Consider the following 14429-nt stretch of genomic DNA (forward strand, 5'->3'; position numbering starts at 1 on the left):
TGAGGGTGGAAGTGGGGAGGGGGATCAGACCGAGACCGGTTCGCCCGCCGCCGCGGCGATCTCCGCCTCCGCGACGACGCCCGAGACCCGGCGCAGCTTCTTCATCGGGCCGAGCTCGGACTCGTACACCTTCTTGACGCCGTCACCGAGGGAGGCCTCGATGGTGCGGATGTCGCGGACGAGGCGGGTCAGGCCCTGCGGCTCGACGGAGGCGGCCTGGTCGGAGCCCCACATGGCGCGGTCGAGGGTGATGTGGCGCTCGACGAAGGTGGCGCCGAGGGCCACCGCGGCGAGCGTGGTCTGCAGGCCCGTCTCGTGGCCGGAGTAGCCGATCGGGACGTTCGGGTACTCGGCCTGGAGGGTGTTGATGACGCGGAGGTTGAGCTCCTCGGCCTTGGCCGGGTACGTCGACGTGGCGTGGCAGAGCAGGATGTTGTCGCTGCCGAGGACCTCGACGGCGTGCCGGATCTGCTTCGGGGTCGACATGCCGGTGGAGAGGATGACCGTGCGGCCGGTGGAGCGCAGGGCGCGCAGCAGCTCGTCGTCCGTCAGCGACGCGGACGCGACCTTGTGGGCGGGCACGTCGAACTTCTCCAGGAAGGCGACGGCCTCGGTGTCCCACGGGGAGGCGAACCAGTCGATGCCGCGCTTCTTGCAGTGCTCGTCGATCTGGCGGTACTCGTCCTCGCCGAACTCCACGCGGTGGCGGTAGTCGATGTAGGTCATGCGGCCCCAGGGGGTGTCGCGCTCGATGTCCCACTGGTCACGCGGGGTGCAGATCTCCGGGGTGCGCTTCTGGAACTTGACGGCGTCGCAGCCGGCCTCGGCGGCCACGTCGATCAGCCTGAAGGCGTTGTCCAGGTCACCGTTGTGGTTGATGCCGATCTCGCCGGTGATGTAGACGGGGTGGCCGGGGCCGGCGGTCTTCGAACCGAAGGTGCGGAGGCGGGAGTTGGAGCTCATGGTGGAGACGTTCCTTACTTGTCGAGGGAGTCGAGAGAAGGGCCGAGGATCCAGCTGGCGATCTCTCGGATCGCGCCGTCGCCACCGGGGACGGTGGTGACCGCGCGTGCGGCGCCGCGCACGACGTCGTGGGCGCTCGCGACCGCCACGGGCCAGCCGACGAGGGCGAAGCACGGGAGGTCGTTGACGTCGTTGCCGACGTAGAGCACGCGCTCCGGCGCGATGCCCTGCTCCTCGCACCACTGCTTCAGTGCGAGGTCTTTCCGGTCGATGCCGTGCAGGACCGGGATCTTGAGCTTCCGGGCCCGGGCGGCGACGACCGGGTTCTGTTCCGTGGACAGGATCAGCATCGACAGGCCGCTGCGGCGCAGGGCTGCGACACCGAGGCCGTCCCCGCGGTGCACGGAGACGAACTCCCGTCCGTCGGTGTCGATCAGCACCCGGTCGTCGGTCTGGGTGCCGTCGAAGTCGAGGACGACCGCGTCGATGTCGGAGGCGGTCGGGAGGGCGCCGGGCCGGCCCGCGTCGAAGAGCGGGGCGAGGGCCCGGGCGCGGGCGAGGTCGTGCGGGTCGTCGATCTCCAGCACCCGGGCGGGGTCGGTGCGGACGAGTTCCGTACGGCCGAAGAAGCGGTGTCCGGCGGTGCGGAAGCCGGCCGCGTCCATGCCGTAGACGGCGCCGGTCTCCAGGAGGTCCTGGGGGCGGTCCTGGCGGCGCGGGCGGAAGGACTTGTCGTGGTTGATGCCGTAACCGCCGCTGGTGGCGGTGCCGGCGAGCAGGGTGTCCGTGCCGCCCGCGGCCGCCGTGCGCCCGGGGCCGGCCGGGGCCTGGGCGGCGGCGGGCTCGTCGTCGCCGTCGCGCCACACGAAGCCGTGGAAGGGGGCCACGGTCAGCGCCGTGTCCGCGCCCTTCTCGACGACCGCGCGGACGACGCCGTCGATGTCCTCGCGGACGATGAACGGGCTGGTGCACTGGACGAGCAGGACGACGTCGACCGCGCTGCCGTGCAGGGCCTCGTGGGCCTCCATGGCGTGCAGGACGGCGGCCTCGGAGGTCGCGGTGTCGCCGGCGATGGCGGCGGGCCGCAGGACGACCTCGGCGCCGGCCGACCGGGCCGCCGCGGCGATCGCGGTGTCGTCGGTGGAGACCACGACGTCCGTGACGAGCCGGGCCGAGCGGCATTCGCGCACGGCCCGCGCCACCAGCGGCACGCCGCCGACCGGGGCGAGGTTCTTCGCGGGGACTCCCTTGGAGCCGCCGCGCGCGGGGATCACCGCGAGCACACGGCGCAGGGGCGCCGGTTGGCCCGCTTCCGGGTGGGACATCAGCTGTACTCCTTGGGAGGGGACGGGGGTGCTCACAGCTCCCCCATCCGCCGGATGACGGGCGCCACGCGCTGGACGCCGTGGCGGTAGGCGCCGCGGGCCGCGCGCCGCACGATCTGCCGTACGGGGCTGGGCTCCTTGTCGGCGGCGGGTGCGCCGGGCAGCGGGCTGCCGTCGGGGGCGAGGTGGTGGCGGGCGAGGATGCCGGGCAGGTAACCGGGCGCGGTGACGGGCGTGTAGAAGGGCGCGAGCCGCGGGAGCCGGGCGGCGGAGAGCAGTTCGGTGATGCGGGCGCGCGCCGGGTCGAAGGCCGTCTCGTATGCCCCTCCCCCGACGGCGACGCCCTGCCGGGCCACCCACGCCGGCTCGGGTGCCGGCTCGTACCCGGCGTCGAGCTGGTCCCAGGAGGCCAGGCAGCCGGAGCCCACGAAGTGGTGGTTGCCGAGCGCCTCGCGGATCCCGAGGTCGGTCAGGACGACGGTGGGGACGCGGCGGTGCAGGGACTCCAGGGCCGCGGTGGAGCTGACGGTGACCAGCAGGTCGGTGCGGTCCAGGACCTCGCCCATGTGCCCGTACACCAGGCGGAAGTTGGCGGGCGGACCGGCCTTCTCCGCCAGCTTCTGGTAGGGCAGCTCCTCGATGTGCGTGGTGTGTTCGCCCGGCCTGGAGCGCAGCTTCAGCAGGACCTGCCGGTCCGGGTGCAGCCGTGCGTGCCGGATCAGGCGGTCCAGCAGGTACGTACGGTCCTTGCGGCTCTCCGGCACGGAGGGCTGGGCGGCGAAGACGACCGTGTACGGGTCGTGCTTGTGGTGCTCGGCGCCGCCGAGGAAGGGCAGCGCCACCTCCGTCACCGACGAGGCGTCGGCGCCCACTCCCTCGTACACGGCGCGGAAACGCTCCGCGTCCTGGCGGGAGTTGGCGAGGACGAGGTCCGCGCCGTGCCGCAGCAGCAGGCCGTCGGCGAGCTTCTCGTAGACGACGCCGACGTAGCCGGTGACGACCACGGGCCGCCGGGTCCGGCCGTCCCAGGCCCGCCCGAGCCCGTGCAGCATCGCCTGGACGGCGCCGCCGACGAGGGCGAGCACGACGATGTCGTACGTCTCCCGGCCCATGGCGCGCAGGAACTCGACGCCGGTGACCTCCCGGAGCGAGTCGGGGCGGACGCCGACTTCCTCGAGCTGGCGGGCGGTGGGCGTGGCACGGCCGCGCAGCAGGAAGCCGTCGAGCCGGATGTCCGATTCGGCCGGTGAGATGCGGTTCGCGGTGAGCGAGCCCCATTTCCACCGGGTATCGGAATCCGCGAGGACGGCGACCCGCAGGGACTTCCTGGTACTTGCTGGCACGTCGACGACGCTAGGAAGTGAGGGAGAGGTGCGGCCCAACCCGAATGCAACAAAGGGTTAACAGCACATCGACGAATGGGGATCGGGGCCCCGATTCCCTTGTGAATCAGCCTGGTTCACGGCTTCGCCACGCGTCGTTCACCTTGCATCCCACCAACGGTCAAGACGAATGCCGGGCCGCCGCCTAACGTCACTCGGGTGGTCAAGCTCTCCGTCATCGTGCCGTTCTTCAACGTGCAGCAATACGCGCCCGACACCCTGAAGAGTCTGCGTGCCAACACACGCGACGACTTCGAATTCATTCTCGTCGACGACTGTTCCCGCGACGAGACGCCGGACATTCTCGCGCGCGCGGAGCGCGAGCTCCCGGGCGCGGTGCATGTCAGACACGAGAAGAACGGAGGCCTTGCGACCGCGCGCAACACCGGCATCGACGCGGCGCGCGGCGAATACCTGACGTTCCTCGACGGGGACGACTGGCTCGCTCCCGGCTACTACGAGCAACTCCTCTCCGCCATCGAGGGCTTGGGCTGCGACTTCGTCCGTACGGACCACGTCCAGTGCACCGCGCGGGCCCGCACCGTGCACCGGGTCCCGCACGGCCGGCGCGGGGTCGTCCTGCGTCCCCGTGACGCGATCCTGCCCGCCGACCGGTCCACCTCCGTCGACTACGCCTACGCCTGGGCGGGGATCTACCACCGCCGGCTGGTCGACCGCGGGCTGCTGCACTTCACCGACGGACTGCGGACGGCGGAGGACCGGCCGTGGATCTGGAAGCTGCACCGGGAGGCGGAATCATTCGCCACCGTGGGGCTGCTCGGAGTGTTCTACCGGCGCGGGGTCGCCTCTTCCCTCACGCAGATCGGGGACGTGCGGCAGCTCGATTTCATCCGCGCCTTCGACCAGGTCGTCACGGAGACCGCGGCGGACCGCGACGCGGACATTCTGCTGCCCAAGGCCGTGCGCACCTATTGCGCGATCATTTCCCATCACCTGGGATCCATCGAAAGGTTCGAGCCATCCGTGGCACGGAAATTGAAGTCGATGAGCGCCGTCGCGTTGCGGCGCATGCCGCAGGACGTGCTGGACGAGGCGCTCGACTCGATGGACGTCCAGCGCGCGACGCGGCTGCGCCGGCTGCGGCGCCGTCCGGTTCCGGCCACGGGGGTGGCCGCGTGACCACGCAGATCTTCATGGTGTCCACGCTGTACGGCACGGCGACGCTCGCCGCGGCCCTGGACGCGGACTGTTTCGCGCCCGTCGACCGGCGCATCCTGCTCGTGTCGAACAACGCGGCGACGCCCGAGACGACGCCCGCCGTGGACGAGATGCCGGGCTTCGCGCAGCTGCGCGGCCGCTTCGACGAGGTGATCTCGTGGAACGAGACCATCTCCCCCTTCCACCCGGGGGGCTGGGCACCGCGGCCCGACGACGTGCCGCTCTGGGAGCGGCATCTGCGGCTCGCCTGGCGGCTCGGGGACGACGACGTCGAGCTGGCCGTCGAGTCGATCCAGGTGAACCCCGCGCTCGCCGTGGCGCAGATCTTCCTGGGCGCGCCCGTCACCGTGTACGCGGACGGCCTCATGAGCTACGGGCCCACCCGCTCCAAGATCGACCCGCTGGTCGGCACGCGGGTGACCCGGCTGCTGCACCTGGACCTGGTGCCGGGTCTCACGCCCCTGCTGCTCACGGAGTTCGGCGTCGGCCCCGAGGTCGTGCCGACGGACGCCTTCGCGAAGGTGCTCGCCGAACTCGGGGACACCGGCGACGCGTTGCCGCAGGTCGAGGAACCGGCACTGCTGCTCGGCCAATACCTCTCGGCGCTCGGCATCCTCTCCGCCGAGGAGGAGGAGGACCTGCACGTACGGATGCTGAAGGGCGCCGTCGAACTCGGCCACACCCGCGTGGTGTTCAAGCCGCACCCCACCGCGCCGGCCCGCTGGTCGCGTCTCCTGGAGAAGGAGGCGGAGAGACTGGGCGCCGACCTGACGGTGCTCGACACCCCGGTCCTCGCCGAGGTGCTGTACCAGCGGATGCGTCCCGCGCTGGTCGTCGGCTGCTTCTCCACCGCGCTGCTCACGGCGTCCGCGCTGTACGGCCTGCCGGTCGCCCGTATCGGCACGGAGACGCTCCTCGACCGCCTCACGCCGTACGAGAACAGCAACCGCGTCCCCGTCACCGTCGTGGACGCGCTGCTGCCCGAACTGACGGACCGGGCGGCGGTCGCGTCGCAGCGCCCGGGCCCTGAGGCGGCGGACCTCACGAGCCTCGTCCATGCCGTCGGGTTCGCCATGCAGCCGAAGATCTACCCGCGGCTGCGCCCCGCCGCCGAACGGTATCTGTCCCGTCGTCTGGACCAGCACACCTGGCGCTACTTCAAGCGGCGACGCCTGACCTCGCTGGCGCTGCCCGGCGCGGTCCCCGCCCAGCTCGCGTTCCTTCCGCGCAACGCGACCGTCCGCCGGGTGGCCCGCCGCGCGCGTTCCCTCAAACGGGCGACGCTCGGATGACCGCGTCCACGAAGGAGCCGGCGGCCCTCGCGCCACCGGCCGCCGAGGCCGCCGACGTCCCGCCCCGGACAGGTCCCCGGGTGCACGCGCCCCGCCTGCGCGCGCTCGACGGGCTGCGGCTGATCGCCGCGCTGATGGTCGCCATGTACCACTACGGCGGCCGGGACGGCGAGATCTCCGAGGCGTGGGGCAGCTCACCGAGGTTGCAGTTCCCCACCCTGCACTCGTGGTTCGCGTACGGCTGTCTCGGCGTGCAGATCTTCTTCGTGATCAGCGGGTTCGTGATCTGCATGAGCGGCTGGGGCCGCACGCTGCGCGCGTTCTTCGCCTCGCGCGCCTCCCGTCTGCTGCCCTCCTACTGGGCGGCGGTGATCCTCGTGACGGCGGTGTTCGCGCTGCCGGTCGTCGCCTACCGGGCGGTGTCGCCGAGCGACGCGCTGGTGAACCTGACGATGCTCCAGCAGCCACTGGGCGTGGACCGGGTGCTGGGGGTCTGCTGGACGCTGTGGGCCGAGGTCCGCTTCTACGCGCTGTTCGCCCTGTGCATCGTGCTGCCCGGCGCGAACCGGCAGCGCGTCATCCTGTTCTGCGCGGGCTGGACGCTGGCGGCGGCGATCGCGGAGTCCGCGGACCAGCCCCTGCTGGACATCGTCCTGATGCCGCAGTACGCGCCGTTCTTCATCGGCGGCGTCGGCCTGTACCTGGTCCACCGCGACCGGCGGGACGCGTACGCCTGGGGCATCGTCGGCGTCAGCTGGCTGGTGGGCCAGCACTACGCGGTGAAGCAGCTGTGGCACGCCCCGAACCCGGGCTTCTTCTCGTACCGCACCTCGTACGGCATCGTCCTGGTCGTCACCCTCGGGTTCCTCGCGGTCGCCGCGATCGCCCTGGGCTGGCTGAGCCGGGCGAACTGGCGCTGGCTGACCGTGGCGGGCGCGCTGACGTACCCCTTCTACCTGGTGCACGAGCATCTGGGCTGGGTCGCCGTCGAGGCCTATCACCGCACCCTGCACATCCCGGCGTACGGGACCCTCCCGCTCACGGTCCTCACGATGCTCGTCCTGGCGTGGCTGCTGAACCGCTGCGTGGAGGACCGGCTGGGGCCCCGGCTGCGGGCGCTGCTCACCTCCGCCCGCTGAGGTCCCGGGCCCCGCCACCCGGGGCTCAGGCGATCCGGTACCGCGCCTCGATCCCCGCGACCACCAGGCGCGGCGCGCACGGCGGACTTCCCCCTCCCGGCCGCCGCGGGCGCCGAGCTCTTCCAGGACTACGAGCAGGGCTCGGCGGGGCCGCGTCCTACACCGAGCTCGCCAGCGACAGCTTCACCGCGAAACCGAGGAACAGCGCGCCCGCCGCCGAGGTGGCCCCCGCGGACAGGACCCGGCGGCGGCGGAAGGCGGCCGCCAGCTTCGTACCGCCGAAGATCAGCGCGGTGAGGTAGAGGAAGCTCGCGAGCTGGGCGAAGACGCCGAGCACGACGAAGGAGAGCGCCGGGTAGGCGTAGTCCGGGTCCACGAACTGCACGAAGAAGGCGACGAAGAAGAGGATCGCCTTGGGGTTGAAGAGGCTGACGACGAGCGCCCGCCGGAAGGGCCGCTCCCCGGCGACCGGCGCCGCCGGTGTGCTCTCGGCCCCGGCCCGCTCCCGCCGGGTCCGCCACATCGTCCACGCGGCCCGCAGCATCCCGACCGCGAGCCAGGTCAGATAACCCGCCCCGGCGTACTTCACGATCCCGAACAGCACCGCGTTCGCCTGGAGCAGCGAGGCGACTCCCGCGGCGGACAGCGTCATCAGCACGGCGTCCCCGCACCAGACACCGGCGGCGGCCCGGTACCCGGCGCGCACACCGCGGCGGGCGGCCACCGAGAGCACGTAGAGCGAGTTCGGCCCGGGGAGCAGCACGATCAGGACGAGGCCCACGAGGTAGGTGGGGAGGTCGATGACGCCAAGCATGAGCGGAGTGTCGCACACGCGTACGGCACTCCGCTCGGGGCTTTTCGCGCTGCGGTCCGGTCAGAAAGCGTCGGTCGGCACGTACGTCCCCCAGACCTCCCGGAGGGCGTTGCACACCTCGCCCACGGTCGCCCGGGCGCGCAGCGCGTCCTTCATCGGGTACAGGACGTTGTCCGTGCCCTCGGCCGCCTTCTTCAGGTCCGCGAGGGCCGCGTCGACCACCGCCTGGTCGCGCTCGGCGCGCAGGGTGGCGAGCCGTTCCGCCTGCTGCGCCTCGATGGCCGGGTCGACGCGCAGCGGCTCGTAGGGCTCCTCCGCGTCGAGCTGGTAGCGGTTGACGCCCACGACCACGCGCTCGCCCGAGTCCGTCTCCAGGGCGATGCGGTAGGCCGAGCGCTCGATCTCGCCCTTCTGGAAGCCGCGCTCGATCGCGTTGACCGCGCCGCCCATCTCCTCGACCTTCGCCATCAGCTCGACGGCGGCGGCCTCCACGTCGTCCGTCATCTTCTCGACCACGTACGAGCCGGCGAACGGGTCGACGGTGGCGGTGACGTCGGTCTCGTACGCCAGCACCTGCTGGGTCCGCAGGGCCAGGCGGGCGCTCTTGTCCGTGGGCAGCGCGATGGCCTCGTCGAAGGAGTTCGTGTGCAGGGACTGCGTACCGCCGAGCACCGCGCCCAGCCCCTGGACGGCGACCCGGACCAGGTTCACCTCGGGCTGCTGCGCCGTCAGCTGCACCCCGGCGGTCTGCGTGTGGAAGCGCAGCATCAGCGACTTGGGGTTCTTCGCGCCGAACTCCTCGCGCATCACCCTCGCCCAGATACGGCGGGCGGCACGGAACTTGGCGACCTCCTCCAGGATCGTCGTGCGGGCGACGAAGAAGAAGGACAGGCGCGGGGCGAAGTCGTCGACGTCCATACCGGCCGCGACCGCCGTGCGCACGTACTCGATGCCGTCCGCGAGCGTGAAGGCGATCTCCTGCGCGGGGGAGGCACCGGCCTCGGCCATGTGGTAGCCGGAGATCGAGATCGTGTTCCACTTCGGGATCTCGGCCTTGCAGTACTTGAAGATGTCGGCGATCAGGCGCAGGGAGGGCTTCGGCGGGAAGATGTACGTGCCGCGGGCGATGTACTCCTTCAGCACGTCGTTCTGGATCGTGCCCGTCAGCCGGTCCGCGGGGACGCCCTGCTCCTCGCCGACGAGCTGGTACATCAGCAGCAGCAGTGCGGCGGGGGCGTTGATCGTCATCGACGTGGAGACCTTGTCCAGCGGGATGCCGCCGAACAGGATGCGCATGTCGTCGACGGAGTCGATGGCGACGCCCACCTTGCCGACCTCACCGGAGGCGATCGGCGCGTCGGAGTCGTGGCCCATCTGGGTCGGCAGGTCGAAGGCTACGGACAGGCCCATGGTGCCGTTCGCGATCAGCTGCTGGTAGCGGGCGTTGGACTCCACGGCCGTACCGAAACCGGCGTACTGGCGCATCGTCCACGGCCGGCCGGTGTACATCGAGGGGTACACGCCACGCGTGAACGGGTACTGTCCGGGCGCGCCCAGCTTCTCCGCGGGATCCCAGTCCGCAAGGGCGTCCGGTCCGTAGACCGGCTCGATGGGCAGTCCGGACTCCGACTCGCGCGCCATGGTGTGTGCCTCCGCATGCTTGGTTACTCGCTAGTACAGACGACCCTCGCGACGGACTGTAGCGGCGGCCGTGCGCCCGGTGGAGAGGACCGCGCTGGGACCTTGCTCACAGACCCGTTCGGGCCCGTTCGGGGTCCCTGCGTGCCTGTCCCGACTATGGCGCACGCTCCGGCCGTCAACAATGGCGGCTGGTTCGCAACCGGACACGTGAGGGGAGCATCTCAGGTGACACAGCCGAGCCGGCGCGGAACTCCGAGACGACAGGGGCCGGAATGCGAAGGACGGGCATGAGGAGGGGCGTCGCCGCGCTCGTGGCGCTCGCCGCCGTCACCGGCTGCAAGGCGGCGGCCGACGGGGCCGGGGACGGTCGGCAGCCGCTCGTGCGGATCGACGTCACGGGCACGCCCGACGCCAAGGGCCGGCAGCAGGACGGCACGCCGAAGGAGGACGGCGACGACACCGGGACGCCCGGCACGCGGAAGCCCGGCACGGCGCCGGCCGCCGCACGGGTGCTCTGGTCCTCGGGCGACCGGGGCACGGACGTCCGCGAGGTGCAGGCCAGACTCCGGCAGCTCGCCTGGCTGTTCGAAGGGCCCACCGGGACGTACGACACCCCGACGGTCACGGCGGTCAGGGGCTTCCAGGGCAAGCGCGGGCTGCCGAGGACCGGCGAGACGGACACCGCCACCTGGCGGCGGCTGGTCCGGATGACGCACGAGCCGACGAAGTGGGAGCTGTACGCCTTCGGCGGGCAGCCCGCCGCGAAACCGGACCCGCGCTGCATGACCGGGCGGGTGCTGTGCATCAGCAAGACCAGCCGGACCCTGCGCTGGATGATCGACGGCAGGACGGTCTCGACGATGGCGGTGCGCTTCGGCGCGCAGTACACACCCACGCGCGAGGGGGTGTTCACCGTCTACTTCAAGTCCCGCCACCACGTGTCGACGCTCTACGACTCGCCGATGCCGTACGCGCTGTTCTTCAGCGGGGGCCAGGCGGTCCACTACTCGTCCGACTTCGCGGCCCGGGGCTACGCCGGGGGCTCGCACGGCTGCGTCAACGTACGGGACGAGGCGAAGATCTCGGTGCTGTTCGCGCAGGTCCGCTCGGGGGACAAGGTCGTCGTCTACTGGTGACGCGCGGGCCCCGCCACGGCGAGGAGGAGTGGGGCGCGGGCGGAACCGGGGGAACGTGTCCCGCCCGCGCCTCGGTGCACCGAGCCGTGGGTACGGGGGGAACCCCGGCTCGATGCGAGGGCCGATGACCAGTCGGCTCACTCATTACTGCGCCCCGGCGGCCGAAAACGTCACACCCACGCGGGAAAAATTTCAACGAATTACGAAACCGCAGGTCAGAGGGGTGCACGGTGGCAGGCTCCCTGGGTTCTCCCAGCTCAGGAGCGTGCCGGAACCGACAGCGCGCCGTACACGGGTGAGAGGCTGGACGCGGCGGAAGCCGCCGGGGCCCCCCCGGTCCTGACGTGCTTCGCCGACTTCATCGCCGACGCGGAGGGGGCGAAGGCCGCGGGCGGTGTGGCGTCGGCGTTCCCCTGGTGGCCGCCACCGCCCGGGACCAGGTGGTGCTTGGCGTCGTCGCCCCGGCCGCCCTTGTCCCCCTCGTCCTTGTCCCCCTTGTCCTTGTCCTTCGTGCCGCCGCTCTCCTCGTCGGCACCGGAACGGCCCTCCGCGTCCCCGAGGACGCCCTCGCAGTACTTCTTGACGCGACCGGAACCGCGGGCCGCGTCCTCCAGGACACGCCTTCGGTCCACGTCGAGCTGCCGGCCCCTGCGCAGGTCGCGGCAGGACGCCAGCACGCTGCCCCGCCGGTCGTCGGAGCGGCCGGACGTGCCCGTGTCCTCGGCGTCCGGCTGCCCGCTCACTGCGCCGCCGCCCCGCGCCTCGTCGCGTCCGGTGCCGCCCGGGGACGAGCCCTCAGTGGACCCGTCGGGTGACGGCACGCCGGACCGGCCCCCGGTGACGCCGGGTGACGGGGAGACGAGCGGCTGCCGGGGTGTCGACGCCGCGGAGACCGTGGCGGCCGGTGCGGGCTCGTGATCGCCGAACGGCGTGGGCAGCACTCCGGTTCCCGCCGCGACGGCGACCCCGCCGATCATCCCGGCGGCCAGCGCGGCCGCCAGTCCCAGCCGCAGGGGGCGGCCCCAGGAGGTCCGCCGCCCGGCCGGCGCGGGCCGCCCGAGGCGCACCAGGCCGGCGCCGGAAAAGCGGGCGGCGCCGCGCGTAGGGTGCTCGCCCCCGGGCAGCGCGGACTCGTCGTCCGCCCCGGCGCGGGCCGCGCGGAAGGCGGCCAACGCCGCTGCCTCGCCGGGGAGTTCGGCGCTGTTCAGCGGGGGTGCGGCGGCCAGCGCCAGCAGCGTTTCGGCCAGCCGGTCCGCCTGCTCGCGGGTCTCGGCGTCGACGGTCTCCAGCGGCTCCCCGCGCAGCAGACGCTCCGCGGCCTCACGGTCCAGCCACCTGTACTGCTCGTCGGCCATCACATGTCCTTCTGCGTCCGCGCACGCGTATGCGTCACACCGGCGGACGTCACCGCGCGGGTACGCGGCTCTCTTTGCGGGGGTAGGGCACCGAGGGCGCCCGCGGATTCCGCATCCGCGCCGAGCAGCTCCGCGAGCCGCTTCAGGCCGCGGTGCGCCGCGGTGCGGACGGCGCCGGGGCGCTTGCCCAGGGTCTCGGCCGCGGTCTTGGCGTCGAGTCCGACGACGACACGCAGCACGACGGCCTCGGCCTGGTCCTGCGGGAGGCGGGCGATGAGGGAGAGGGTGCTGTCGGTGGCCAGGGCCTCGATCGCCTCACCCGCGGTGTCGGACTCGGCCGCCTGTCCGGTCAGCTCGGTCTCGTCGCCGCCTATCGCGGGGCGGCGGCCGCGCATGCGTATGTGGTCGAGGGCGCGGTTGCGGGCGATACGGGCGGCCCAGCCGCGGAACCGGTCGGCGTCACCGCTGAACCGCTCGAGGTCACGGGCGATCTGCAGCCAGGCCTCGGAGGTCACGTCCTCGGCGTCCGGGTCGCCGACCAGCGTCCGTACGTACCCGAGCAGCCGCGGGTGCACAGCGCGGTACACAGTCCGGAACGCGGTCTCGTCCCCGTCCTGTGCCGCAAGCACCGCGGCGGTCAGCTCCGCGTCGTCCCCCAGCACCGCGCCCCTCTTGCGCCTAGGCCGGCGCCGCTCTCGCGGACCGGGTTCTCGCCGTTGTGTCCCTCTGTCGAAGGTCGCGGTCGTGGGCCCTTCGTGGATGTGGCGCCGGTTCACAGTCCGGCGCGAAAGGCACGTTACGGCGTGAAACCGCTCCTCGTCCATGACCGTAGAACATGCAACTAACTCGTGACGCGGTGAGGTGTGACAGAAAGCGCACTCACGGCGCTGTAGGAAGTACGGGCCGCGCGGCCCGTGCCGCGCGACGGCCGGGGCCTCTCCTGTGGGGGGTGGCGGCCCCGGCCGTTGCCATCGGCACACGGCCGAGTGCCGGCACACCGCAGCCCACGGGGCAGGATGCGCACCTTCGCGCCCGAGATGCGGGGCAGGATTCCCCTCCTCCGGCACCCGATACGCGGGGCAAGAATCGCCCCGCCGGCACCCGGGACGCGGGGCAAGAATCAGCCCCTCCGGCGTTTGAGGAGCGGGGTCCGGGGCGGAGCCCCGCGGCGGGAGCGGCCACCGGCACCCGAGAAGCGGGGCAGGATTCCCCTCCTCCGGCACCCGATACGCGGGGCAAGAATCGCCCCGCCGGCACCCGGGACGCGGGGCAAGAATCAGCCCCTCGGCGTTTTGAGGAGCGGGGTCCGGGGCGGAGCCCCGCGGCGGGAGCGGCCACCCCTGTGCGGAGCGCGACCGACCAGAACCTAGCCCCGCCTACCGTTACCGCTCCCGTTCCCGTTGCTCTTCGACGCCGTGGGCCGGGCAGCCGACCCCGGCCCGACAGGCTCGGCCGCCCGCGTCGGACGGCCCGCATGCGTCGGCCGGCCCTTCTCCCGGGCCGCGCCACCACGCCCCGGAGGGTCGCCGTCCACACTCGCCTCCGCCCCGCCCAACCGCTCCGCGCAGTACGCCTCGACGTCGTCCTCCCCGCCCGCCTCGGCGACCAGCCGCTGCCAGGCGGCCGAGCCGAGGGCCCGGCCCCGGCCCGCGACGGCCGCGTACGCACGGCAGTGCGCCTCCGCGTCCCGGGCGCCCGGCGACCGCCCGGACGGGCTCGGGCCGCCGGGTGCGGGAGTCGCCCCGGGCCGCCCCCGCGAGGGGCCCGCGGTGCTGTGGGACGGTTCGGCCCTCCCCCGCTGCTCTGCGCCGTCGCCAGGCGACAGACCGGCCGGACCGATGGCCGCGACCGCGACCCCGCCCAGCGCGAGGCCGGCACACAGCGTCACGAGCACCGTCCGCAGCGACCGACGCGCCCGCCGCTGCTCCCGCGGCCGCCAGTCGTCCCGGCGCCGGCCCTGCCCGACGTGCGCCCCCTGCTCCCGGGCGGCGCGGAACGCCGCGACGGCACGCCGCTCCCCCTGCGGATCGACCGGCCGGCTCCGTACGGCGGCGAGCAGAACCTCGACGGACGCCTCCGCGGACCCCGCGGGCGCCGCGGGCTCCGCGCCCGCCGGACCCGACTCCTCGGCGCCCGGCCGCGCGCCGCCCGGAGGTACGGCCCGGCGGCCGGGAGCCCTCCCGTCGCTCTGCCGTTCACCCAT

The 14429-nt window shown here is 72.8% G+C and carries 12 protein-coding genes; 4 read left to right on the forward strand and 8 right to left on the reverse strand.

The genetic code is table 11. The features are described from left to right. Window positions 1-24: 24 nt before the first annotated feature. From AC069T_RS00565 to AC069T_RS00575, 3 genes are read right to left on the reverse strand one after another with little or no spacing between them, the layout of a single operon-like run. Window positions 25-963, reverse strand: a complete 939-nt coding sequence (locus AC069T_RS00565) for an N-acetylneuraminate synthase family protein (protein WP_478780630.1) — start codon at window positions 961-963, stop codon at window positions 25-27. Between the two features lie 14 nt (window positions 964-977). Continuing rightward, window positions 978-2288, reverse strand: coding sequence for a cytidylyltransferase domain-containing protein (locus tag AC069T_RS00570; protein ID WP_478780631.1), 1311 nt, complete (start codon window positions 2286-2288; stop codon window positions 978-980). Window positions 2289-2320: 32 nt separating this feature from the next. Next, the gene (locus tag AC069T_RS00575) at window positions 2321-3631 is read right to left on the reverse strand and encodes a DUF6716 putative glycosyltransferase (RefSeq protein ID WP_478780632.1); all 1311 of its coding nucleotides are present in this window, start codon (window positions 3629-3631) and stop codon (window positions 2321-2323) included. 198 nt (window positions 3632-3829) lie between these two features. On the opposite strand from AC069T_RS00575, the gene AC069T_RS00580 reads away from it, so the two are divergent. From AC069T_RS00580 to AC069T_RS00590, 3 genes are read left to right on the forward strand one after another with little or no spacing between them, the layout of a single operon-like run. Next, entirely contained in the window at window positions 3830-4810 is a 981-nt protein-coding gene (locus tag AC069T_RS00580) for a glycosyltransferase family 2 protein (protein WP_478780633.1), read from the forward strand. After that, window positions 4807-6141, forward strand: a complete 1335-nt coding sequence (locus tag AC069T_RS00585) for a polysialyltransferase family glycosyltransferase (protein ID WP_478780634.1) — start codon at window positions 4807-4809, stop codon at window positions 6139-6141. The genes AC069T_RS00580 and AC069T_RS00585 overlap by 4 nt, the downstream gene beginning before the upstream one ends. Then, window positions 6138-7280 (forward strand): acyltransferase family protein, encoded by a 1143-nt coding sequence (locus AC069T_RS00590; protein ID WP_478780635.1) that lies wholly within the window; start codon window positions 6138-6140, stop codon window positions 7278-7280. The genes AC069T_RS00585 and AC069T_RS00590 overlap by 4 nt, the downstream gene beginning before the upstream one ends. Window positions 7281-7437: 157 nt before the next feature. Here AC069T_RS00590 and leuE read toward each other — a convergent pair whose 3' ends face one another. Both leuE and AC069T_RS00600 read right to left on the reverse strand, forming a co-directional pair. Continuing rightward, the gene (gene leuE, locus AC069T_RS00595; protein WP_478780636.1) at window positions 7438-8094 is read right to left on the reverse strand and encodes a leucine efflux protein LeuE; all 657 of its coding nucleotides are present in this window, start codon (window positions 8092-8094) and stop codon (window positions 7438-7440) included. A 60-nt stretch (window positions 8095-8154) separates the two neighbouring features. Next, entirely contained in the window at window positions 8155-9735 is a 1581-nt protein-coding gene (locus AC069T_RS00600; protein ID WP_358854372.1) for an acyl-CoA mutase large subunit family protein, read from the reverse strand. Window positions 9736-10022: 287 nt separating this feature from the next. Between AC069T_RS00600 and AC069T_RS00605 the strand changes: the two genes are divergently transcribed. After that, window positions 10023-10871 (forward strand): L,D-transpeptidase family protein, encoded by an 849-nt coding sequence (locus tag AC069T_RS00605; RefSeq protein WP_478780637.1) that lies wholly within the window; start codon window positions 10023-10025, stop codon window positions 10869-10871. Between the two features lie 257 nt (window positions 10872-11128). Here AC069T_RS00605 and AC069T_RS00610 read toward each other — a convergent pair whose 3' ends face one another. From AC069T_RS00610 to AC069T_RS00620, 3 genes are all read right to left on the reverse strand, one after another. Then, window positions 11129-12226: a hypothetical protein gene (locus tag AC069T_RS00610; RefSeq protein ID WP_478780638.1), complete on the reverse strand. Its 1098-nt coding sequence runs from the start codon at window positions 12224-12226 to the stop codon at window positions 11129-11131. After that, the gene (locus tag AC069T_RS00615; RefSeq protein WP_478780639.1) at window positions 12226-12888 is read right to left on the reverse strand and encodes an RNA polymerase sigma factor; all 663 of its coding nucleotides are present in this window, start codon (window positions 12886-12888) and stop codon (window positions 12226-12228) included. The genes AC069T_RS00610 and AC069T_RS00615 overlap by 1 nt, the downstream gene beginning before the upstream one ends. Before the next feature lie 704 nt (window positions 12889-13592). Next, window positions 13593-14429 (reverse strand): hypothetical protein, encoded by an 837-nt coding sequence (locus AC069T_RS00620; protein WP_478780640.1) that lies wholly within the window; start codon window positions 14427-14429, stop codon window positions 13593-13595.

The sequence above is a fragment of the Streptomyces sp. NPDC043867 genome (genome assembly GCF_056435845.1).

Excerpts from the sequence above, each read along its gene's own strand:
- AC069T_RS00565 (WP_478780630.1), bottom strand. The coding sequence starts at position 963 with ATGAGCTCCAACTCCCGCCTCCGCACCTTCGGTTCGAAGACCGCCGGC.
- leuE (WP_478780636.1), bottom strand. The coding sequence starts at position 8,094 with ATGCTTGGCGTCATCGACCTCCCCACCTACCTCGTGGGCCTCGTCCTG.
- AC069T_RS00590 (WP_478780635.1), top strand. The coding sequence starts at position 6,138 with ATGACCGCGTCCACGAAGGAGCCGGCGGCCCTCGCGCCACCGGCCGCC.
- AC069T_RS00605 (WP_478780637.1), top strand. The coding sequence starts at position 10,023 with ATGAGGAGGGGCGTCGCCGCGCTCGTGGCGCTCGCCGCCGTCACCGGC.
- AC069T_RS00620 (WP_478780640.1), bottom strand. The coding sequence starts at position 14,429 with ATGGGTGAACGGCAGAGCGACGGGAGGGCTCCCGGCCGCCGGGCCGTA.
- AC069T_RS00600 (WP_358854372.1), bottom strand. The coding sequence starts at position 9,735 with ATGGCGCGCGAGTCGGAGTCCGGACTGCCCATCGAGCCGGTCTACGGA.
- AC069T_RS00570 (WP_478780631.1), bottom strand. The coding sequence starts at position 2,288 with ATGTCCCACCCGGAAGCGGGCCAACCGGCGCCCCTGCGCCGTGTGCTC.
- AC069T_RS00610 (WP_478780638.1), bottom strand. The coding sequence starts at position 12,226 with ATGGCCGACGAGCAGTACAGGTGGCTGGACCGTGAGGCCGCGGAGCGT.